Here is an 18,030-nt window from a genome sequence, read left to right on the forward strand (position 1 = left end):
GGTTTCCGTGTGTCCAGACCGGTCACCGCCTCCCGCCAGTGGGAGAGGTGCGTGTCGCCCTGCGACACGCCCGAGCGCGTGGACCGGCCAGAAGCAAGTACAAGAGAGGTTAGGCGCCATGGCGGGACAGAAGATCCGCATCCGGCTCAAGTCCTACGACCACGAGGTCATCGACTCCTCGGCGCGCAAGATCGTCGACGTCGTGACCCGCGCTGGTGCGACGGTCGTGGGCCCGGTGCCGTTGCCGACCGAGAAGAACGTGTTCTGCGTGATCCGGTCGCCGCACAAGTACAAGGACAGCCGCGAGCACTTCGAGATGCGCACGCACAAGCGGCTGATCGACATCGTCGACCCGACGCCCAAGGCCGTCGACTCGCTTATGCGTCTCGACCTGCCCGCTGACGTCAACATCGAGATCAAGCTCTGAGGACTGCCATGACAACGCTTAACACGCCGGCTGCCGCCGCGCCTGCCAAGGCGCTGCTCGGCACCAAGCTCGGCATGACGCAGATCTGGGACGAGAACGGGGTCCTGCGCCCGGTGACCGTCGTCCGGGTCGACACCAACGTCGTGACCCAGGTCCGCACCATCGAGACCGATGGCTACGAGGCCGTTCAGCTCGCCTTCGGCGACATCGACGCCCGCAAGGTCACCAAGCCGCTCGCCGGCCACTTCGCCAAGGCCGGGGTCGCCCCCCGTCGCCACGTGGCCGAGGTGCGCACCTCCCTGGCGTCGGAGTTCACCCCTGGCCAGGAGCTGGCCGCAGACACCTTCGAGGTCGGCCAGCTGGTCGACGTCACCGGAACCTCCAAGGGCAAGGGGTTCGCCGGTGTCATGAAGCGCCACGGCTTCGCCGGTGTGGGCGCCTCCCACGGTGCTCACCGCAACCACCGCAAGCCCGGCTCCATCGGCGCCTGCGCCACCCCCGGCCGCATCTTCAAGGGGCTGCGCATGGCCGGCCGCATGGGCCACGCGCGCCGCACCGTCCAGAACCTCAAGATCCGCGGCATCGACGTTGACAAGGGCGTTCTGCTCGTCAACGGCGCGATCCCCGGCCCCAAGGGCTCGGTGGTCGTCGTCCGCACCGCCGTGAAGGGAGCCTGAGACCATGACTGAGGCACTCACCGTCGACGTCGTCGACTCCGCGGGCAAGAAGACCGGCAGCGTCGAGCTGCCCGCCGAGGTCTTCGACGCCCCCCTCAACATTCCGCTCATGCACCAGGTGGTCGTCGGCCAGCTCGCCGCGGCCCGGCAGGGCACCCACGCCACCAAGACCCGCGGCGATGTCCGCGGCGGCGGCCGCAAGCCCTACCGCCAGAAGGGCACCGGTCGTGCCCGTCAGGGCTCGACCCGCGCCCCGCAGTTCGTCGGAGGCGGCACCGTCCACGGCCCCCAGCCGCGTGACTACACCCAGCGGACCCCCAAGAAGATGAAGGCCGCCGCCCTGCGCAGCGCCCTGTCCGACCGCGCCCGCAACGGCCGCGTCCACGTCATCACCGAGTTCGTCACCACCGCAGTGCCCTCCACCAAGAACGCCCTGGTCGCGCTGCGCAACCTCACCGACCGCAAGGCCCTGGTGATCGTGGACCGTCAGGACGACCTGTCCAGGCTCAGCCTGCGCAACGCCCCCGAGGCGCACGTCCTGTGGGCCGACCAGCTCAACACCTACGACGTTCTCAAGTCCGACGACGTCGTCTTCACGGCCTCTGGCCTGGACGCGTTCCTGGGCAAGGGTGAGGAGGAGTCCAAGTGAGCCTCGAGAAGTCCAAGAACCCCCGCGACGTCATCATCGCGCCGGTGGTCTCCGAGAAGTCCTATGCCTGCATGGACCGTGGCCAGTACACGTTCATCGTGGCGCCGGGCTCCAACAAGACCGAGATCAAGCAGGCCGTCGAGGCCATCTTCAACGTCAAGGTCTCCTCGGTGAACACTATCAACCGCAAGGGCAAGACGCACCGCACCCGCACCGGGATCGGCAAGTCCAAGGACACCCGCCGTGCGATCGTCACCCTGCGCGAGGGGACCATCGACATCTTCGGTGATGTGGCCTAGTGCGCCACGGAAGGTAAAGGACCGATATGGGAATCCGTAAGTACAAGCCCACGACCCCGGGTCGTCGCGGCGCCTCCGTGGCCGACTTCGTGGAGATCACGCGCAGCACGCCCGAGAAGTCGCTGGTGCGCCCGCTGAGCAAGTCCGGTGGACGCAACTCCTCCGGCCGCATCACCACCCGCCACAAGGGCGGTGGCCACAAGCGCGCCTACCGTCTCATCGACTTCCGTCGTCACGACAAGGACGGCGTGCCCGCCAAGGTCGCTCACATCGAGTACGACCCCAACCGCACCGCGCGCATCGCCCTGCTGCACTACGTCGACGGCGAGAAGCGCTACATCATCGCCCCGAACAAGCTCCGTCAGGGCGACGTCGTCGAGGCCGGTCCGGGCGCGGACATCAAGCCCGGCAACAACCTGCAGCTGCGTCACATCCCCACTGGTACGGTCGTCCACGCGGTCGAGCTGCGTCCCGGCGGCGGAGCCAAGATCGCCCGCAGCGCCGGCACCTCCGTCCAGCTGGTTGCTAAGGAGGGCAAGTACGCGCAGCTACGCATGCCCTCCGGCGAGATCCGCAACGTGGAGGCAGCCTGCCGCGCCACCATCGGCGAGGTCGGCAACGCCGAGCAGTCCAACATCAACTGGGGCAAGGCCGGCCGTATGCGCTGGAAGGGCGTGCGCCCGACCGTCCGCGGTGTTGTCATGAACCCGGTGGACCACCCGCACGGTGGTGGTGAGGGCAAGACCTCCGGTGGTCGTCACCCCGTCTCGCCGTGGGGCAAGCCCGAGGGCCGCACCCGTCGTCCCAACAAGTCCAGCGACCGCCTCATCGTGCGTCGTCGTCGGACCGGCAAGAAGCGCTGATAGGAGCCTGAATCATGCCGCGTAGTCTGAAGAAGGGTCCCTTCGTCGACGACCACCTCCTCAAGAAGGTGGACGCTCAGAACGAGAAGGGCACCAAGAACGTCATTAAGACCTGGTCCCGCCGTTCGGTCATCACGCCGGACTTCCTGGGGCACACCTTCGCCGTCCACGACGGTCGCAAGCACGTGCCGGTCTTCGTTACCGAGTCCATGGTGGGCCACAAGCTCGGTGAGTTCGCTCCGACCCGCACCTTCCGCGGGCACGTCAAGGACGACCGCAAGTCGCGTCGCTGACGGACGTCGGAAAGTTTGAGAGGCAGAGAACATGGAAGCCAAGGCGCAGGCCAAGTACGTGCGCTGCACGCCGATGAAGGCGCGCCGGGTCGTGGACGTCGTCCGCGGCAAGCGCGCCGTCGAGGCCGTCAACGTGCTCCGTTTCGCCCCGCAGGCCGCTGCGGTGCCGGTGCGCAAGGTCCTCGAGTCCGCAATCGCCAATGCCCGGTTCAAGGCTGAGCGTGACGGTGAGCGTTTCGATGAGAACGACCTGTTCATCATCGAGGCGTTCGCCGACGAGGGTCCCACCCTTAAGCGGTTCCGTCCCCGGGCACAGGGCCGGGCCAGCAGGATCCTCAAGCGCACCAGCCACATCACCGTCATCGTCGGGGACAAGTCCGACGCCGCAACGAAGGAAGGAGCCCGGTAATGGGGCAGAAGGTCAACCCGACCGGGTTCCGCCTGGGCATCACCACGGACCACCGCTCGCGCTGGTTCGCCGACTCCACCAAGCCCGGTCAGCGTTACCGCGACTTCGTGGAGGAGGATGTCAAGATCCGCCGCCTCATGGAGGACGGCATGGAGCGGGCCGGTATCTCCAAGGTCGACATCGAGCGCACCCGTGACCGCGTGCGCGTCGACCTGCACACCGCCCGCCCCGGTATCGTCATCGGTCGCCGCGGAGCCGAGGCCGAGCGCCTGCGCGGTCAGCTCGAGAAGCTGACCGGCAAGCAGGTCCAGCTCAACATCCTCGAGGTCAAGAGCCCCGACCTGGACGCCCAGCTGGTCGCCCAGGGCATCGCCGAGCAGCTCGCCTCGCGTGTGTCCTTCCGCCGCGCGATGCGCAAGGGCATGCAGTCCGCGATGCGCGCCGGCGCCAAGGGCATCCGGGTCCAGTGCTCCGGCCGCCTGGGCGGCGCCGAGATGAGCCGCAGCGAGTTCTACCGCGAGGGGCGCGTGCCGCTGCACACCCTGCGCGCGAACATCGACTACGGCTTCTACGAGGCCAAGACCACCTTCGGCCGCCTCGGCGTCAAGGTGTGGATCTACAAGGGCGACATCACCGAGCGCGAGTTTGCCCGCCAGCAGGCCGAGTCCGGCTCCCGTGGCCGGGGCCGGGGCGAGCGCCGCGGCGGCCGTCGTGGCGACCGCGGTGAGCGCGGTTCGCGTCAGAACACCGAGCAGCAGCAGGCAGCCGAGCAGACGCCGGCCGCCGAGACCGCTGCCGCAGACCAGGGAACGGAGGCCTGAGCCGTGCTCATCCCCCGCCGGACCAAGTTCCGCAAGCAGCACCGCCCGCACCGCACGGGCCTTTCCAAGGGCGGCAACCAGATCGCCTTCGGTGAGTACGGCATCCAGGCTCTCGAGCCCGCCTACATCACCAACCGCCAGATCGAGGCGGCCCGTATCGCCATGACCCGCCACATCAAGCGTGGCGGCAAGGTGTGGATCAACATCTTCCCGGACCGCCCCCTGACCAAGAAGCCCGCCGAGACCCGTATGGGTTCCGGTAAGGGTGCACCCGAGTGGTGGATCGCCAACGTCAAGCCCGGACGCATCCTGTTCGAGCTCGGCGGCGTCGACGAGGCCCTCGCCCGCGAGGCCATGCGCCGCGCACAGCACAAGCTTCCGATGAAGACCCGTTTCGTGACTCGTGAGGGTGGTGACGTCTGATGGCAATCGGTTCCAAGGGCCTGACCCCCGCCGACCTCGACGGCATGGACAACGAGCGCCTCGCCGAGGAGCTCTCCAAGGCCAAGGCCGAGCTGTTCAACCTCCGGTTCGCCTCGGCGACCGGCCAGCTCGAGGACCACGGACGTCTCAAGGCTGTGCGTCGCGACATCGCCCGTATCTACACGATCGTGCGCGAGCGTGAGCTCGGTATCCGCACCGCCCCGAGCACGGAGGAGTCCAAGTGAGCGAGCAGACCAGTACCGAGAACGTCGAGCAGGCCACCGAGCGCCCCCAGCGCAAGGTGCGTCGCGGCTACGTCGTCTCCGACAAGATGGACAAGACGGTTGTCGTCCTCGTTGAGGAGCGCTACAAGCACTCCCTGTACGGCAAGGTCCTCCGTCGTTCCAAGAAGGTCAAGGTCCACGACGAGCACAACGAGGCCGGCGTCGGCGACCTCGTCTCCATCATGGAGACCCGTCCGCTGAGCGCCACCAAGCACTTCCGCCTCCTGGAGATCCTCGAGCGCGCCAAGTGACCCTCGGCTGAACGCCGCTCTCGACGACATCGGGACGGCTCCCGACGCCGCAGCATCCCACCCGGGAGGCTGCGGCGTCGGCGTTGTTGCCGTGTGTGCCTAGCGTCTTCCCTCCTGTTCGTAGGAGGGGCTCTGGGCACGTACCTTGGAGGGATCGCTTCAGTAGGCGGGGTGGGCGCGAGCGACTCGGGACGCGAACACCCCCGTGCAGTCGCGCTCAGCCTCGGCTGGGAGCGCTCTGCAGCGTTGCTCTGCTTGGAAGTCGCTGGGTCTGCGACGCCGTCGGCCGCCATCTTCGGGAACCGGACCTGGAGCGTGCCGCTCCTGGCTGGTCCCGGCCGTGGTGCAAGGCTGCTAGTCAGGTGGATCGGGAACTGCGTTCTCCGGCCAGAACGTACTTCTCCCGCAAACGATGGTGCTGGTACCCCAGTTGTCTGCAGGAAAGCGCAGTCCTCGGTGGAAAGGTAAGTTGCCGGTCAGGGCCGGCCCGGGGCATCAATGCCGGAAGGCCGGGAAAAGCCGGTGAGCAAAGGCACAGGGCGGGGTGTCGGTCTCAGGTACCGCTCGATGCGGCGGCTGGACTAGGCTAATGGAGTTGTGCGCGCCCTCGGTGCGCCCGGCAGAGACCTCGTGCAGTCTGCGCCTGTGTCTGCCGGGAGAGCGTACCGCGGACATCCCCTATCCCTGGGTTGGCCTCGTGCGGCCTGCGGCCGGGGGAGACGTGTGCAAGACCAGAAGAACGTTCGGCCAGGCTCGGGAGCTTCCTGAGAACCGGCTCGACGACAGGAGAACACTCAATGATCCAGCAGGAGTCGCGACTGAAGGTCGCCGACAACACCGGTGCCAAGGAGATCCTTTGCATCCGTGTTCTCGGTGGATCGGGTCGGCGCTATGCGGGTATCGGCGACACCATCGTCGCCACCGTCAAGGACGCCATTCCCGGCGGCAACGTGAAGAAGGGCGAGGTCGTCAAGGCCGTCGTCGTGCGCGCCCGCAAGGAGCGTCGTCGTCCTGACGGCTCGTACATCCGCTTCGACGAGAACGCCGCCGTCATCCTCAAGAACGATGGGGAGCCGCGCGGTACGCGCATCTTCGGCCCCGTCGGCCGTGAGCTTCGCGAGAAGAAGTTCATGCGCATCGTCTCGCTCGCCCCGGAGGTGATCTGAACATGGCACGCATCAAGAAGGGCGACCAGGTCATCGTCATCGCCGGTAAGGACAAGGGCAAGACCGGCCGCGTCCTGGAAGTCCTCAAGGACGCTGACCGCGTCATCGTCGAGGGCGTCCAGCGCGTTACCAAGCACACCAAGGTGGGGCAGTCCCAGCAGGGAGCCCGCACCGGCGGTATCGAGACCGTTGAGGCGCCGATCCACGCCTCCAACGTCATGCCCGTCGACCCCAAGACCAAGAAGCGCACCCGCGTGGGCTTCCGTGTCGAGGAGGGCGTGCGTCCCGACGGCCGCAAGCGCACCGTCCGCGTGCGCTACGCCAAGAAGAGCGGGGAGGACCTGTGACCATGGCCGATAAGATCACCCCCCGTCTCAAGACGAAGTACACCGAGGAGGTGCGCCCCGCCCTGCTCAAGGAGTTCCACCACGAGAACGTGATGGAGGTCGGGCGCGTCGTCAAGGTCGTCGTCAACATGGGTGTGGGCGAGGCCGCCCACGACTCCAAGATGATCGAGGGCGCCGTGCGCGACCTCGCTGCCATCACGGGTCAGAAGCCCCAGGTCACCCGGGCCCGCAAGTCCATCGCGCAGTTCAAGCTGCGTGAGGGCATGCCGATCGGCGCGCACTCGACGCTGCGCGGCGACCGCATGTGGGAGTTCCTGGACCGCCTGGTGTCCATCTCCCTGCCCCGCATCCGCGACTTCCGCGGTCTGAGCCCCAAGCAGTTCGACGGGAACGGTAACTACACCTTCGGGCTGACTGAGCAGGCCGTCTTCCACGAAATCGACCAGGACCAGATCGACCGCGTCCGCGGCATGGACATCACCGTGGTGACCACGGCCAAGACCGATGAGGAGGCCCGCTCGCTGCTCAAGCAGCTCGGCTTCCCCTTCAAGGAGAAGTGACATGGCGAAGACCGCTCTGATTGAGAAGGCGAACCGCAAGCCCAAGTTCGGTGTCCGTGCCTACACGCGCTGCCAGCGCTGCGGCCGCCCGCACTCGGTGTACCGCAAGTTCGGCCTGTGCCGTATCTGCCTGCGCGAGATGGCCCTTCGTGGCGAGCTCCCGGGCGTGAGCAAGTCCAGCTGGTAAGAACTTACGTCGCAGGTCCGGTAAGGAAACCACGACGAGGAAGGGCCAAGGCCCACTCATGACAATGACAGACCCCATCGCAGACATGCTGACCCGTCTGCGCAACGCAAACAGCGCCTACCACGACACCGTGTCGATGCCGTCGAGCAAGCTCAAGGTGAACATCGCTGAGATGCTCAAGGCCGAGGGCTACATCGCCGGCTACGAGGTCACGGACGCCGAGGTCGGCAAGACGCTCACGCTGAGCCTCAAGTACGGAGCCAACCGCCAGCGGGCCATTCAGGGCCTGCGCCGGATCTCCAAGCCCGGCCTGCGCGTCTACGCCAAGTCCACCAACCTGCCCAAGGTCCTCGGCGGCCTGGGAGTGGCGATCCTGTCCACCTCCTCCGGCCTCCTGACCGACAAGCAGGCCGAGTCGCGCGGCGTGGGCGGCGAAGTCCTCGCCTACGTCTGGTAAGAGAAGGAACGGAGGAAAACCATGTCTCGTATTGGACGGCTCCCCGTTCCGGTCCCTGCCGGAGTGGACGTCACCATCGACGGCCAGGACGTGACGGTCAAGGGCCCCAAGGGCACCCTGTCCCGCACGATCAGCGAGCCCCTGAGCGTCACCCGCCAGGAGGACGGCTCCATCCTGGTCACGCGTCCCGACGACGAGCGCCGCTCGCGCTCGCTGCACGGACTGTCGCGCACCCTCATCAACAATATGGTGATCGGCGTCACCGAGGGCTACTCCAAGAAGCTCGAGATCGTCGGCACCGGTTACCGCGTCGCCGCAAAGGGCCAGGGCATCGAGCTCTCCCTCGGCTTCTCCCACACCGTGACCGTCGAGCCCCCCGAGGGCATCACCTTCACGGTCGACGGCAACTTGAAGATCACCGTCTCCGGTATCTCCAAGGAGCAGGTCGGCGAGGTCGCGGCGAACATCCGCAAGATCCGTCCGCCGGAGCCCTACAAGGGCAAGGGCGTGCGCTACGCCGGCGAGAACGTGCGCCGCAAGGTCGGAAAGGCTGGTAAGTGACCATGGCTTACTCGATCAAGAGGGGCAAGGGCAATTCACGCGCCATCGCCCGCAAGATCCGCCACCAGCGCGTGCGCAAGCACATCTCCGGTACGCCCGAGCGCCCCCGCCTGGTGGTCACCCGGTCAAACCGTCACATGGTGGCTCAGGTCGTGGACGACACCATCGGCCACACCCTGTGCGCCGCCTCTACTCTGGAGGAGGCCGCCAAGGGCGTCGAGGGCCACAAGGTGGGCGCCGCCCGCAAGGTCGGCGAGCTCATCGCCGAGCGCGCCAAGGCGCTGGGCATCGAGGCAGTCGTGTTCGACCGCGGCGGCAACAAGTACCACGGCCGTGTCGCGGCCGTCGCCGAGGGCGCCCGTGAGGGCGGCCTGAAGCTGTGAGCACTAAGACGACGAGAAAGCAGAGGAACATCTGATGGCTGCACCGCAGCGAGACAGGTCCGCGTCGTCCGACGGCTCGGCCCAGCGCGAGAACGACGAGCGCCGGGGCGAGGGCCGCGGCCGCCGCGACCGCAACAACGACCGCCGCGACCGTGGTCGCGGCAACGACGACAAGTACATCGAGCGCGTCGTCACCATCAACCGCGTGTCCAAGGTCGTCAAGGGCGGCCGCCGCTTCACTTTCACGGCCCTCGTGGTCGTCGGTGACGGCGAGGGCACCGTCGGCGTGGGCTACGGCAAGGCGAAGGAAGTCCCCGCCGCCATCGCCAAGGCCGTCGAGATCGCGAAGAAGAACTTCTTCCACGTCCCGATGATCCGCCGCACCATCCCGCACCTGGTTCAGGGCGAGGACTCCGCCGGAGTCGTCCTTCTGCGCCCGGCGTCCCCCGGTACCGGTGTTATCGCCGGCGGCCCGGTGCGCGCCGTGCTGGACTGCGCCGGTGTCCACGACATCCTGTCCAAGTCGCTGGGCTCCTCCAACGCGATCAACATCGTGCACGCCACGGTGGACGCCCTCAAGCAGCTCGAGCAGCCCGAGGCCGTCGCGGCCCGCCGCGGCCTGCCCCTGGAGGACGTCGCCCCGCAGTCCATGCTGCGGGCCCGCGCCGAGGGCGAGGCCGACAAGCGCGCTCAGGCCGAGAAGCAGGAGGCCGAGAAGGCCGCTGAAGGAGTGGGTGCGTGATGGCTGAGTCCGCATCGAAGCAGATGACCAAGCAGCTCAAGGTCACTCAGATTCGTTCCGGCATCGGGGGCACCCGCCGCCAGCGCGAATCCCTCAAGACCCTTGGCCTGCGCAAGATCCGCCAGTCCGTCGTGCGCGAGGACACCCCCAGCGTGCGCGGTCTGATTGCCACGGTGCACCACCTGGTCGCCGTTGAGGAGGTCTGAGATGGCTGACACCGAGAACACGCAGGAGGAGAAGGTGCGCGTCGTCAAGCTGCACCACCTGCGTCCCGCCCCCGGCGCCAAGAAGGCCAAGACCCGCGTGGGTCGTGGTGAGGCGTCCAAGGGTAAGACCGCCGGCCGTGGTACCAAGGGAACCAAGGCCCGCTACCAGGTCCGTCCCGGTTTCGAGGGTGGCCAGATGCCGCTGCACATGCGTCTTCCCAAGCTGCGCGGCTTCCGCAACCCCAACCGGGTCGAGTACCAGCCGGTGAACGTCGGCCGCATCGCCGAGCTGTTCCCCGAGGGCGGCACGGTGACCGTGGAGGACCTCGTCGCCAAGGGCGCGGTTCGCAAGAACCAGCTCGTCAAGGTCCTCGGCGGCGGTGACGTCACCGTGGCCCTGACGCTCACGGTCGACGCCTGGTCCGGCTCCGCCAAGGAGAAGATCGAGGCCGCCGGCGGCACCATCACCGCGCGCTGAATGTCCGGACGTACCTCGGCGGTGCAATGACCCCCGCTGAGGAACGGCGATGACGAGCAGCGATACGCTGTTGACCCCGGCGGCCCAGGGAAACCTGGGCCGCCGGGGTCTTTCGCGCTCCGACGTCGAGCGGCATGAGCGGCTAAATGGTGGCCGGAAGCAGATTGCGGTGGTCTGCGGCGGTCTGCGGGAACCGGCAGATGCCCTAAGGGGCTCGCAGTGGGGTGCGCTGGATCACCCGATGGTGCAGAACAGGGGAGGGACGTGACAAAACCCGCACCCCATCGGCGTTGCGGGGCTGTCTCAGCGCCCAGGCCGGGGCATCGGCGGGGTAGTCTGGGGCGGGCGCAGCTCCCCTGCGCTCGGCCTTGCTGCCTGCAGGGCGAAACCCAACCCCGAGTCCACAGGAGATCGAGTGCTCAGCGCGTTCACCCAGGCGTTCAGAACGCCAGACCTCAGGGCGAAGCTGCTCTTCACCCTTGGCATCATGGCCCTGTTCCGGCTCGGGTCGATCCTGCCGGCGCCCGGTGTCAACCTGGCCAACGTCAAGACATGTATCGGTCAGACCCAGGATCAGGGCTTGCTCAGCCTCGTCAACGTCTTCTCCGGTGGTGCGCTGCTCCAGCTGAGCGTCTTCGCGCTGGGCATCATGCCCTACATCACCGCCTCCATCATCATCCAGCTTCTGCGGGTGGTCATCCCCCGCTTCGAGGAGCTCCACAAGGAGGGCCAGGCGGGCACCGCCAAGCTCACCGAGTACACCCGCTACCTCACCATCGGACTGGGGCTGCTCCAGTCGAGCACCATCGTGGCCACCGCCTCCAGCGGCCGCCTCTTCCCGGGCTGCACCGCTGAGATCATCCCCGGCGGCTCGGTCATCACCATGCTGCTCATGATCATCACCATGACCGCCGGCACCGGCCTCATTATGTGGCTGGGCGAGCTCATCACCGAGCGCGGCATCGGCAACGGCATGTCCCTGCTGATCTTCACCTCCATCGTGGCTCAGTTCCCCTCCAACATGTTCTCCATCGCCGGCGGCAACGGGGGTACGGCCAAGTTCCTCATCGTCGTGGGCGTCGTTCTGGTCGCCACCCTCGCCGTCGTGTACATCGAGCAGGCCCAGCGACGCATCCCCGTGCAGTACGCCAAGCGGATGATCGGGCGCCGCCAGTACGGCGGTTCGACCACCTATATCCCGGTCAAAATCAACACCGCAGGCGTCATCCCCGTCATCTTCGCCTCCTCGATCCTGGCCATGCCCCAGCTCATCGCCGGCTTCGGCGATCAAAGGAGCAAGTGGGTGCAGTGGATCATGACGCACCTGCAGCAGACCCACCCGGTCTACCTGACCGCCTACGGCTTCCTCATCCTTTTCTTCGCCTTCTTCTACACGGCCATCACCTTCGACGCCGAGGAGATCGCGGACAACATGAAGCGCTACGGCGGCTTCATCCCCGGCATTCGCGCCGGCGAGCCCACCGTGCGTTACCTGTCCTACGTCATCAACCGCATCACGACGGCGGGCTCCATCTACCTGGTGGTCCTCGCCCTCATCCCGACGCTTGCCGTGATCTGGCTGGACCTGTCCCAGCACCTGCCCTTCGGTGGAACCACTATCCTCATTATGGTGGGTGTGGGCCTCCAGACGGTTAAGGAAGTCAACTCCCAGCTGCAGCAGCGTCACTATGAAGGGTTCTTGTCATGAGCGCACGCATGGTTCTTCTCGGTCCCCCCGGAGCGGGCAAGGGCACCCAGGCCGCCCGGATCGCCGAGCGCCTGGGCATCCCGGCCATCTCCACCGGAGACATCTTCCGCGCCAACGTCGCCGGCGCTACCGAGCTCGGCACTCGGGCTAAGGCCTACATGGACAAGGGCGAGTACGTGCCCGACTCCATCACCAACGCCATGGTCGCCGACCGCATCGCGCAGGCTGACTGCGAGGGCGGCTTCCTGTTGGACGGCTACCCACGCACCACTGCCCAGGTCGGCGAGCTCGACTCCATGCTGAAGGACTCGGGCCTCGCTCTCGACGTCGTCGTGGAGATCACCGCCGACGCTGAGGCCGTCGTCGCCCGCCTGCTCAAACGGGCCGGCGAGCAGGGACGCGCCGACGACACCGAGCCCGTCATCCGCCGCCGCCTCGAGGTATACGCCGAGTCCACCGCGCCGCTGGCGGGCATCTACGCCGAGCGCGGCCTGCTCGTCCAGGTCGACGGCATGGGCGAGATCGACACCGTCACCGGCCGCATCATGGAGGCCCTCGCCGCCCGCGGCGTCACGGTCTGAAGCCCGGCCTCTCCGGCGGGCCGTCCGCTCACGCGGACGGCCCGCTCGCGCATGTCCCGGCCCGTTCCGGCGACTCCGGAGCGCCCCGGCAGTCCCTTCCCGCCACCACAGGAGGCAGCGTGCTCTCACGCGAGCAGATCCAGATCAAGACCCCCCAGCAGATCCGTCTCATGCGCCGGGCCGGGCTCGTCGTCGCCGACATCCACACAGCCCTGCGCGAGGCGGTGCGCGCCGGGATCACGACCGCCGAGCTCGATGCCGTCTCGGCCGGCGTCATCGAGGCCGCCGGCGCTCATTCGAACTTCCTGGGCTACCACGGCTACCCGGCCACCGTGTGCATCTCCGTCAACGACGAGGTTGTCCACGGCATCCCCGGCGAGCGGGTCCTCGACGACGGCGATCTCGTCACCTTCGACTGCGGCGCCTACATCCTCGACGACAATGGCACCCAGTGGCACGGCGACGCCGCCTTCACCACCGTCGTCGGCGGTCACTACCGCAGCGGGACCGACCGGCTCGTGGACACCACCACGCGCCGGGCCCTGTGGGCGGCCATCGCCGCCGTCGCCCGCGCCGCTGCGGGGGAGGGGAGCGGACGCGAGCTGCGCCTCAACGCCGTCGGTGACGCCGTCGAGGCCATGGTGGCGGATGTGGCCGAGCGTGAGGGCCACGAGCTGGGGATCCTCCAGGAGTACGTTGGCCACGGCATCGGCACGAGCATGCACATGCCCCCCGACGTCCTCAACTACTCGGTCAAGCAGCGCGGGCCGCGGCTGCGCCCCGGCATGGTACTGGCCATCGAGCCCATGCTCACCGCCGGCAGCCCGGAGACGCGAGAGCTAGACGACGGCTGGACCGTCGTCACCCGGGACGGTTCCCATGCCGCCCAGTGGGAGCACACCGTGGCTATCGTGCCCGGCGGCGTGTGGGTCCTCACCGCGCCCGATGGTGGCGCCGAGGGGCTGGCCCCCCACGGTATCGAGCCCAGGCCGCTGAACTAGCCAGGCGCGCTGCGTCCGGTCGCCGGTCGTCGTCGGGCGGATTACCGCGTCATCGGGGGCTATTGCGGTCACGTCGGCAACCGCGGCGGTGTGTCGGGAAACACCGCGTCATCTCGCCATCTGGCATGGTGAAGCCCGGGCCGTCTGCCGTAAAGTTATCCGCTGGACGCGCGTCCGTCGATGACGCATGCCCTCATACCGCATCCGAGGCCCTGGAAACTTGGGCCCGCCCGTGGTAGGGCCCCTGCAGTGGCGACCGCGACTGCCCGGCGACGTCGTCGTCGGGGTGAACTCGAGCGAGAAAGCACCGATGGAGGAACATGGCTAAGAAGGACGGAGTCATCGAGGTCGAGGGATCGGTCGTCGAGGCCCTTCCGAACGCGATGTTCCGGGTGGAGCTGAGCAATGGGCACGTCGTGCTCGCGCACATCTCCGGAAAGATGCGGCAGCACTACATCCGCATCCTCCCCGAGGACCGGGTGGTCGTGGAGCTGAGCCCCTACGACCTCTCCCGCGGCCGAATCGTCTACCGGTACAAGTGACATGTCGGCTCTCAGAGCCGGCGGAGGAACATCATGAAGGTCAAGCCGAGCGTCAAGAAGATCTGTGACAGCTGCAAGGTGATTCGTCGCCACGGCCGCGTCATGGTTATCTGCGAGAACCCGCGGCACAAGCAGCGTCAGGGCTGAGTCCCGGCGTCGGGCCGCCCAGAGACCTGGACGGCCCTTTCCAGCACCCATCCCAGCGCGCCCGTTCGGCGGGTCCGCAACCCCCGGTTCTCGGAGGCCGGGGCCACCAGGCGAGGTGGGGGAGGTGGGTGACGACCTCCGGGAGCACACAGGAGAACCACACCGTGGCACGCATTTCCGGTGTCGACCTGCCTCGCGAGAAGCGAGTCGAGGTCGCACTCACCTACATCTTCGGGATCGGACGCACCCGCGCGGACGAGACCCTGAAGGCGACGGGTGTCAACCCCGATACCCGCGTCAAGGACCTCACCGAGGAGGAGCTGGTCAAGCTCCGCACCCACATCGACGGCAGCTACCGCGTCGAGGGCGACCTGCGTCGTGAGGTCCAGGCGGACATCCGCCGCAAGATCGAGATCGGCTGCTACCAGGGCCTGCGCCACCGCCGCCACCTGCCGGTGCACGGTCAGCGCACCAAGACCAACGCGCGTACCCGCAAGGGCCCCAAGCGCACCGTGGCCGGTAAGAAGAAGGCCAAGTAAGCAGCAGCTCGCGCCCCGCCCACCTCGGGGCGCAGTGACGACCTCATCACGAAGAAGGAAGAATGCCTCCCAAGACCCGCGCTGCCGCGCGCAAGACGCGCCGCAAGGACCGCAAGAACGTTACCCACGGTCACGCCTACATCAAGTCCACCTTCAACAACACCATCGTCTCCCTGACGGACCCGCAGGGCGCCGTCATCGCCTGGTGCTCCTCCGGCCAGGTCGGCTTCAAGGGCTCGCGCAAGTCGACCCCCTACGCCGCCCAGCTCGCCGCCGAGGCCGCCGCCCGGCGCGCCCAGGAGCACGGCATGAAGAAGGTCGACGTCTTCGTCAAGGGCCCCGGCTCTGGCCGCGAGACCGCGATCCGCTCCCTTCAGGCCGCCGGCCTTGAGGTCGGCTCGATCACCGACGTTACCCCTCAGGCCTTCAACGGCTGCCGCCCGCCCAAGCGCCGCCGCGTTTGAGGCTTCACGGGGACGACGGCGCAGCCGGTGCTGCGTCGTCGTCTCACCACGTCCCGCCCGACCGGCGGGGCACGGAGTAGGACCGGCCCGGGCGGGCCGGCGGCTCCACCCATGAGGAACGGCGTCATATAGCGGGCGCCGCGACGAAAGGAAACCACGTGCTCATTGCACAGCGACCCACGCTCACCGAGGAGGTCGTGGTCGAGGACCGCCGCTCGCGCTTCGTGCTCGAGCCCCTCGAGCCCGGCTTCGGCTACACGCTCGGCAACTCCCTGCGCCGCACACTGCTGTCCTCCATCCCGGGGGCGGCCGTGACCAGCGTCCGCATCGATGGGGTGCCCCATGAGTTCCGCACGATCCCCGGGGTCAAGGAGGATGTCGCCCAGATCATCCTCAACATCAAGGAGATCGTCCTGTCCTCGGAGAACGACGAGCCGGTCGTCATGTACCTGCGAAAGTCCGGCCCGAGCGAGGTCACCGCCGGTGACATCACCCCGCCGGCCGGCGTCGAGATCCACAACCCCGAGCTGGTCATCGCCACTCTCAACGAGAAGGGCAAGCTGGAGATCGAGCTGACGGTCGAGCGCGGCCGCGGCTATGTCTCCGCCAACCAGAACAAGGACCCCAACGCGGAGATCTCCCGCATCCCGGTGGACTCGATCTACTCGCCGGTCAAGAAGGTCTCCTACGCCGTCGAGGCCACCCGTGTTGAGCAGCGCACCGACTTCGACCGTCTCATCGTCGACGTCGAGACCAAGGCCTCCATCACCCCGCGCGACGCCCTGGCCTCCGCCGGCAAGACGCTCGTGGAGCTCTTCGGCCTGGCTCGTGAGCTCAATGTCGAGGCCGAGGGCATCGAGGTCGGCCCCTCGCCGATCGATGAGGCCTTCCAGCAGGACCTCGCCCTCATGATCGACGAGCTCGACCTGCAGGCCCGTTCCTCCAACGCCCTCAAGCGGGAGGGCATCCACACCGTCGGTGAGCTCGTCTCGCGCAGCGAGGCCGACCTGCTCGACATCCGTAACTTCGGTGCCAAGTCCATTTCCGAGATCAAGGACAAGCTGGCCGAGCTGGGGCTCTCCCTCAAGGGCTCCCCGGTTGACTACGTCTCGGACGACGACTACGCCAACCCCACCTTCAGCGACGAGACCCAGGCCTGAGCCGGCTCGTTATTCACCTAGGAGACAACCATGCCTCGCCCCACTAAGGGTCCCCGCCTGGGCGGCAGCGCCCAGCACGAGCGCCACCTGCTCGCCAACCTGGCTACGCAGCTCATCGTCCACGAGTCGATCAAGACCACGGAGGCGCGTGCTCGCCGCCTGCGCCCCTACGTCGAGAAGCTCATCACCAAGGGCAAGCGCGGCGACCTGCACGCCCGCCGTACCGTGCTGAAGAAGGTGACGGACAAGTACGCCGTCTACCGCCTCTTTGAGGAGCTCGCCCCCCAGTTCGAGGGCCGCGAGGGCGGCTACACCCGCATCATCAAGACGACCCCCCGCAAGGGCGACAACGCCCCCATGGCGGTCATCTCCCTGGTGCTGGAGCCGGTTGCCCGCAAGGAGATCGTGGACGACGCGATCACCACTGCTAAGAAGGCCGCTCAGAAGGCCGTCGCCGACGAGGACAAGGCTGCCAAGGCCGACGGTGAGAAGGCCGGGGAGAAGACGGACGAGGCTGAGAAGGTCGAGTACGCCGGCGCGGTTCGTCTCGAGGAGAGCTCCACGGACGCTCCCGACGACGATCACCTGGTCAAGGGCAACGAGGACTCCATGAAGTACCACGTTCCCGGTTCGCGCTGGTACGATGCCACGGTCGCCGAGGTCTGGTTCGCCAGCGCCGAGGACGCCGAGGCCGCGGGCTTCGCCCCCGCCGGCGGCGCTGCCGCTCAGAAGGTCGAGAAGTGAGCCAGAGCTGACGCTCTGAGTTAACACTGTTAACACTCTGGGGAGGACCGGTCATCTGATGGTGACCGGCCCTCCCTGTGTTTGCGTGAGGGGCGACCGGTGCTGACCCGGATGAGTTAGTCGTTGCCCGTCTCCATCTCCTTCATTCGCTTGAGGGTCTCATTGCGCTCCTGGCGGATGCGGGCGGCTTCTGCCGCGTCGCCGCAGTGATCCAGGATGATTGCGTAGGTTCTGAGCGTGGCAACGAACCTGCTACCGAAGGCGCGGAGTTGCTCGCCGGCTAGGCCTCGAAAGAGGGTGGTGGCTTCCTGTGCGTAGTTCAGTGCCTGCTTGTAAAGTTCACCTCCTGACAGGAGGATAGCGAGGTTGTTGAGGGACGTGGCGAGGTCGGGGTTGTAGGCGGCTGGGTTCTGCTCTGCCAGTTTTTTGCGGATGGTGACTGCTTCCTGGGCGGTCTTGAGAGCCTCGTGCTGCTGGCCGTTCTCGGCCTGGCTGTTGGCGAGGTTGTTGAGGGACGTGGCGAGCTCGGGGGTGTAGGCGGCGTGGGTTGTGCTCGGCCAGGGTCCGGTAGAGATTGGTGGCTTCCCGGGCGGTCTTGAGAGCCTCGTGCAGCTGGCTGTTGCCAGCTAGATAGCTGGCGAGGTTGTTGAGAGATCGTGGC

31 protein-coding genes are annotated in these 18,030 nt (G+C 67.3%); 30 read left to right on the plus strand and 1 reads right to left on the minus strand.

What is annotated here, in order from left to right; genetic code table 11:
- Window positions 1–118 precede the first annotated feature (118 nt).
- The 30 genes from rpsJ to rplQ all read left to right on the plus strand — a co-directional run bounded on the left by rpsJ (window position 119) and on the right by rplQ (window position 17,369).
- The gene (rpsJ, locus tag HMPREF0975_RS06030) at window positions 119–427 is read left to right on the plus strand and encodes a 30S ribosomal protein S10 (protein WP_003786051.1); all 309 of its coding nucleotides are present in this window, start codon (window positions 119–121) and stop codon (window positions 425–427) included.
- A gap of 8 nt (window positions 428–435) precedes the next feature.
- Entirely contained in the window at window positions 436–1,104 is a 669-nt protein-coding gene (gene rplC / locus HMPREF0975_RS06035) for a 50S ribosomal protein L3 (RefSeq protein WP_009233258.1), read from the plus strand.
- A 4-nt stretch (window positions 1,105–1,108) separates the two neighbouring features.
- A complete protein-coding gene (rplD, locus tag HMPREF0975_RS06040) occupies window positions 1,109–1,753 on the plus strand; it encodes a 50S ribosomal protein L4 (RefSeq protein WP_003786068.1) in 645 nt (214 codons plus the stop codon).
- A complete protein-coding gene (gene rplW, locus HMPREF0975_RS06045; protein WP_009233259.1) occupies window positions 1,750–2,052 on the plus strand; it encodes a 50S ribosomal protein L23 in 303 nt (100 codons plus the stop codon). Before rplD ends, rplW begins: the two co-directional genes overlap by 4 nt.
- A gap of 26 nt (window positions 2,053–2,078) precedes the next feature.
- Window positions 2,079–2,915 carry a 50S ribosomal protein L2 gene (gene rplB, locus HMPREF0975_RS06050; protein ID WP_009233260.1) on the plus strand — a complete coding sequence of 279 codons (837 nt, stop codon included), beginning with the start codon at window positions 2,079–2,081 and terminating at the stop codon, window positions 2,913–2,915.
- A 14-nt stretch (window positions 2,916–2,929) separates the two neighbouring features.
- Window positions 2,930–3,208: a 30S ribosomal protein S19 gene (rpsS, locus tag HMPREF0975_RS06055; RefSeq protein ID WP_003786073.1), complete on the plus strand. Its 279-nt coding sequence runs from the start codon at window positions 2,930–2,932 to the stop codon at window positions 3,206–3,208.
- A 31-nt stretch (window positions 3,209–3,239) separates the two neighbouring features.
- Window positions 3,240–3,617 carry a 50S ribosomal protein L22 gene (gene rplV, locus HMPREF0975_RS06060; RefSeq protein ID WP_003789298.1) on the plus strand — a complete coding sequence of 126 codons (378 nt, stop codon included), beginning with the start codon at window positions 3,240–3,242 and terminating at the stop codon, window positions 3,615–3,617.
- On the plus strand, window positions 3,617–4,438 hold the full coding sequence (gene rpsC / locus HMPREF0975_RS06065) for a 30S ribosomal protein S3 (RefSeq protein WP_003789299.1): 822 nt from the start codon (window positions 3,617–3,619) through the stop codon (window positions 4,436–4,438). Before rplV ends, rpsC begins: the two co-directional genes overlap by 1 nt.
- 3 nt (window positions 4,439–4,441) lie before the next feature.
- A complete protein-coding gene (rplP, locus tag HMPREF0975_RS06070; RefSeq protein ID WP_003781881.1) occupies window positions 4,442–4,861 on the plus strand; it encodes a 50S ribosomal protein L16 in 420 nt (139 codons plus the stop codon).
- Entirely contained in the window at window positions 4,861–5,106 is a 246-nt protein-coding gene (gene rpmC, locus HMPREF0975_RS06075; protein WP_009233261.1) for a 50S ribosomal protein L29, read from the plus strand. Before rplP ends, rpmC begins: the two co-directional genes overlap by 1 nt.
- Window positions 5,103–5,396, plus strand: a complete 294-nt coding sequence (gene rpsQ, locus HMPREF0975_RS06080) for a 30S ribosomal protein S17 (RefSeq protein ID WP_009233262.1) — start codon at window positions 5,103–5,105, stop codon at window positions 5,394–5,396. The genes rpmC and rpsQ overlap by 4 nt, the downstream gene beginning before the upstream one ends.
- A 797-nt stretch (window positions 5,397–6,193) precedes the next feature.
- Window positions 6,194–6,562, plus strand: a complete 369-nt coding sequence (rplN, locus tag HMPREF0975_RS06085) for a 50S ribosomal protein L14 (protein WP_003781898.1) — start codon at window positions 6,194–6,196, stop codon at window positions 6,560–6,562.
- 2 nt (window positions 6,563–6,564) lie between these two features.
- Complete coding sequence (rplX, locus tag HMPREF0975_RS06090) at window positions 6,565–6,909, plus strand: 50S ribosomal protein L24 (RefSeq protein WP_009233263.1); 345 nt, start codon at window positions 6,565–6,567, stop codon at window positions 6,907–6,909.
- A gap of 2 nt (window positions 6,910–6,911) precedes the next feature.
- On the plus strand, window positions 6,912–7,469 hold the full coding sequence (rplE, locus tag HMPREF0975_RS06095; protein WP_009233264.1) for a 50S ribosomal protein L5: 558 nt from the start codon (window positions 6,912–6,914) through the stop codon (window positions 7,467–7,469).
- A 1-nt stretch (window position 7,470) separates the two neighbouring features.
- Window positions 7,471–7,656: a type Z 30S ribosomal protein S14 gene (locus HMPREF0975_RS06100; protein ID WP_003781856.1), complete on the plus strand. Its 186-nt coding sequence runs from the start codon at window positions 7,471–7,473 to the stop codon at window positions 7,654–7,656.
- Window positions 7,657–7,714: 58 nt separating this feature from the next.
- Window positions 7,715–8,113, plus strand: a complete 399-nt coding sequence (gene rpsH, locus HMPREF0975_RS06105) for a 30S ribosomal protein S8 (protein ID WP_003789305.1) — start codon at window positions 7,715–7,717, stop codon at window positions 8,111–8,113.
- 21 nt (window positions 8,114–8,134) lie between these two features.
- Window positions 8,135–8,674, plus strand: a complete 540-nt coding sequence (rplF, locus tag HMPREF0975_RS06110; RefSeq protein ID WP_009233265.1) for a 50S ribosomal protein L6 — start codon at window positions 8,135–8,137, stop codon at window positions 8,672–8,674.
- 2 nt (window positions 8,675–8,676) lie between these two features.
- A complete protein-coding gene (gene rplR / locus HMPREF0975_RS06115; protein ID WP_009233266.1) occupies window positions 8,677–9,057 on the plus strand; it encodes a 50S ribosomal protein L18 in 381 nt (126 codons plus the stop codon).
- Between the two features lie 34 nt (window positions 9,058–9,091).
- Entirely contained in the window at window positions 9,092–9,799 is a 708-nt protein-coding gene (gene rpsE / locus HMPREF0975_RS06120) for a 30S ribosomal protein S5 (protein WP_003781868.1), read from the plus strand.
- Entirely contained in the window at window positions 9,799–10,005 is a 207-nt protein-coding gene (gene rpmD / locus HMPREF0975_RS06125; RefSeq protein ID WP_009233267.1) for a 50S ribosomal protein L30, read from the plus strand. The genes rpsE and rpmD overlap by 1 nt, the downstream gene beginning before the upstream one ends.
- Window position 10,006: 1 nt before the next feature.
- Window positions 10,007–10,483, plus strand: a complete 477-nt coding sequence (gene rplO, locus HMPREF0975_RS06130; protein WP_009233268.1) for a 50S ribosomal protein L15 — start codon at window positions 10,007–10,009, stop codon at window positions 10,481–10,483.
- Between the two features lie 415 nt (window positions 10,484–10,898).
- The gene (gene secY, locus HMPREF0975_RS06140) at window positions 10,899–12,191 is read left to right on the plus strand and encodes a preprotein translocase subunit SecY (protein ID WP_009233270.1); all 1,293 of its coding nucleotides are present in this window, start codon (window positions 10,899–10,901) and stop codon (window positions 12,189–12,191) included.
- The gene (locus tag HMPREF0975_RS06145) at window positions 12,188–12,772 is read left to right on the plus strand and encodes an adenylate kinase (protein WP_009233271.1); all 585 of its coding nucleotides are present in this window, start codon (window positions 12,188–12,190) and stop codon (window positions 12,770–12,772) included. Before secY ends, HMPREF0975_RS06145 begins: the two co-directional genes overlap by 4 nt.
- 119 nt (window positions 12,773–12,891) lie before the next feature.
- Window positions 12,892–13,773: a type I methionyl aminopeptidase gene (map, locus tag HMPREF0975_RS06150; protein ID WP_009233272.1), complete on the plus strand. Its 882-nt coding sequence runs from the start codon at window positions 12,892–12,894 to the stop codon at window positions 13,771–13,773.
- Window positions 13,774–14,093: 320 nt separating this feature from the next.
- Window positions 14,094–14,315 carry a translation initiation factor IF-1 gene (infA, locus tag HMPREF0975_RS06155; protein ID WP_003781847.1) on the plus strand — a complete coding sequence of 74 codons (222 nt, stop codon included), beginning with the start codon at window positions 14,094–14,096 and terminating at the stop codon, window positions 14,313–14,315.
- A 33-nt stretch (window positions 14,316–14,348) separates the two neighbouring features.
- Window positions 14,349–14,462 (plus strand): 50S ribosomal protein L36, encoded by a 114-nt coding sequence (gene rpmJ, locus HMPREF0975_RS06160; RefSeq protein ID WP_003781903.1) that lies wholly within the window; start codon window positions 14,349–14,351, stop codon window positions 14,460–14,462.
- Window positions 14,463–14,626: 164 nt separating this feature from the next.
- Window positions 14,627–15,001 (plus strand): 30S ribosomal protein S13, encoded by a 375-nt coding sequence (gene rpsM, locus HMPREF0975_RS06165; RefSeq protein ID WP_009233273.1) that lies wholly within the window; start codon window positions 14,627–14,629, stop codon window positions 14,999–15,001.
- A 62-nt stretch (window positions 15,002–15,063) separates the two neighbouring features.
- Complete coding sequence (gene rpsK, locus HMPREF0975_RS06170; protein WP_003781888.1) at window positions 15,064–15,465, plus strand: 30S ribosomal protein S11; 402 nt, start codon at window positions 15,064–15,066, stop codon at window positions 15,463–15,465.
- Between the two features lie 158 nt (window positions 15,466–15,623).
- Window positions 15,624–16,625, plus strand: a complete 1,002-nt coding sequence (locus tag HMPREF0975_RS06175) for a DNA-directed RNA polymerase subunit alpha (RefSeq protein WP_009233274.1) — start codon at window positions 15,624–15,626, stop codon at window positions 16,623–16,625.
- Between the two features lie 30 nt (window positions 16,626–16,655).
- Window positions 16,656–17,369, plus strand: coding sequence for a 50S ribosomal protein L17, sunset domain variant (gene rplQ, locus HMPREF0975_RS06180; RefSeq protein ID WP_009233275.1), 714 nt, complete (start codon window positions 16,656–16,658; stop codon window positions 17,367–17,369).
- Between the two features lie 116 nt (window positions 17,370–17,485).
- Here the strand turns inward: rplQ and HMPREF0975_RS14785 are convergent, their stop codons facing one another.
- Complete coding sequence (locus HMPREF0975_RS14785; protein ID WP_083840745.1) at window positions 17,486–17,995, minus strand: tetratricopeptide repeat protein; 510 nt, start codon at window positions 17,993–17,995, stop codon at window positions 17,486–17,488.
- Between the last annotated feature and the right edge of the window lie 35 nt (window positions 17,996–18,030).

It is taken from the genome of Actinomyces sp. oral taxon 849 str. F0330, from assembly GCF_000239715.1.
GTDB classification, from domain to species: Bacteria; Actinomycetota; Actinomycetes; order Actinomycetales; family Actinomycetaceae; genus Actinomyces; species Actinomyces johnsonii.

What these genes read in the sequence shown, in the direction of transcription:
- rpsS (WP_003786073.1), top strand. Translation starts at nt 2,930, where the DNA reads ATGCCGCGTAGTCTGAAGAAGGGTCCCTTCGTCGACGACCACCTCCTC.
- rplQ (WP_009233275.1), top strand. Translation starts at nt 16,656, where the DNA reads ATGCCTCGCCCCACTAAGGGTCCCCGCCTGGGCGGCAGCGCCCAGCAC.
- rpsC (WP_003789299.1), top strand. Translation starts at nt 3,617, where the DNA reads ATGGGGCAGAAGGTCAACCCGACCGGGTTCCGCCTGGGCATCACCACG.
- rplX (WP_009233263.1), top strand. Translation starts at nt 6,565, where the DNA reads ATGGCACGCATCAAGAAGGGCGACCAGGTCATCGTCATCGCCGGTAAG.
- rplV (WP_003789298.1), top strand. Translation starts at nt 3,240, where the DNA reads ATGGAAGCCAAGGCGCAGGCCAAGTACGTGCGCTGCACGCCGATGAAG.
- rplC (WP_009233258.1), top strand. Translation starts at nt 436, where the DNA reads ATGACAACGCTTAACACGCCGGCTGCCGCCGCGCCTGCCAAGGCGCTG.
- infA (WP_003781847.1), top strand. Translation starts at nt 14,094, where the DNA reads ATGGCTAAGAAGGACGGAGTCATCGAGGTCGAGGGATCGGTCGTCGAG.
- rpsJ (WP_003786051.1), top strand. Translation starts at nt 119, where the DNA reads ATGGCGGGACAGAAGATCCGCATCCGGCTCAAGTCCTACGACCACGAG.
- rplO (WP_009233268.1), top strand. Translation starts at nt 10,007, where the DNA reads ATGGCTGACACCGAGAACACGCAGGAGGAGAAGGTGCGCGTCGTCAAG.
- rplE (WP_009233264.1), top strand. Translation starts at nt 6,912, where the DNA reads ATGGCCGATAAGATCACCCCCCGTCTCAAGACGAAGTACACCGAGGAG.
- rpsE (WP_003781868.1), top strand. Translation starts at nt 9,092, where the DNA reads ATGGCTGCACCGCAGCGAGACAGGTCCGCGTCGTCCGACGGCTCGGCC.
- rpmD (WP_009233267.1), top strand. Translation starts at nt 9,799, where the DNA reads ATGGCTGAGTCCGCATCGAAGCAGATGACCAAGCAGCTCAAGGTCACT.
- rplN (WP_003781898.1), top strand. Translation starts at nt 6,194, where the DNA reads ATGATCCAGCAGGAGTCGCGACTGAAGGTCGCCGACAACACCGGTGCC.
- rplR (WP_009233266.1), top strand. Translation starts at nt 8,677, where the DNA reads ATGGCTTACTCGATCAAGAGGGGCAAGGGCAATTCACGCGCCATCGCC.
- rpmC (WP_009233261.1), top strand. Translation starts at nt 4,861, where the DNA reads ATGGCAATCGGTTCCAAGGGCCTGACCCCCGCCGACCTCGACGGCATG.
- rplD (WP_003786068.1), top strand. Translation starts at nt 1,109, where the DNA reads ATGACTGAGGCACTCACCGTCGACGTCGTCGACTCCGCGGGCAAGAAG.
- rpsK (WP_003781888.1), top strand. Translation starts at nt 15,064, where the DNA reads ATGCCTCCCAAGACCCGCGCTGCCGCGCGCAAGACGCGCCGCAAGGAC.
- HMPREF0975_RS06145 (WP_009233271.1), top strand. Translation starts at nt 12,188, where the DNA reads ATGAGCGCACGCATGGTTCTTCTCGGTCCCCCCGGAGCGGGCAAGGGC.
- rpmJ (WP_003781903.1), top strand. Translation starts at nt 14,349, where the DNA reads ATGAAGGTCAAGCCGAGCGTCAAGAAGATCTGTGACAGCTGCAAGGTG.
- HMPREF0975_RS06100 (WP_003781856.1), top strand. Translation starts at nt 7,471, where the DNA reads ATGGCGAAGACCGCTCTGATTGAGAAGGCGAACCGCAAGCCCAAGTTC.
- rplB (WP_009233260.1), top strand. Translation starts at nt 2,079, where the DNA reads ATGGGAATCCGTAAGTACAAGCCCACGACCCCGGGTCGTCGCGGCGCC.
- rplF (WP_009233265.1), top strand. Translation starts at nt 8,135, where the DNA reads ATGTCTCGTATTGGACGGCTCCCCGTTCCGGTCCCTGCCGGAGTGGAC.
- rpsH (WP_003789305.1), top strand. Translation starts at nt 7,715, where the DNA reads ATGACAATGACAGACCCCATCGCAGACATGCTGACCCGTCTGCGCAAC.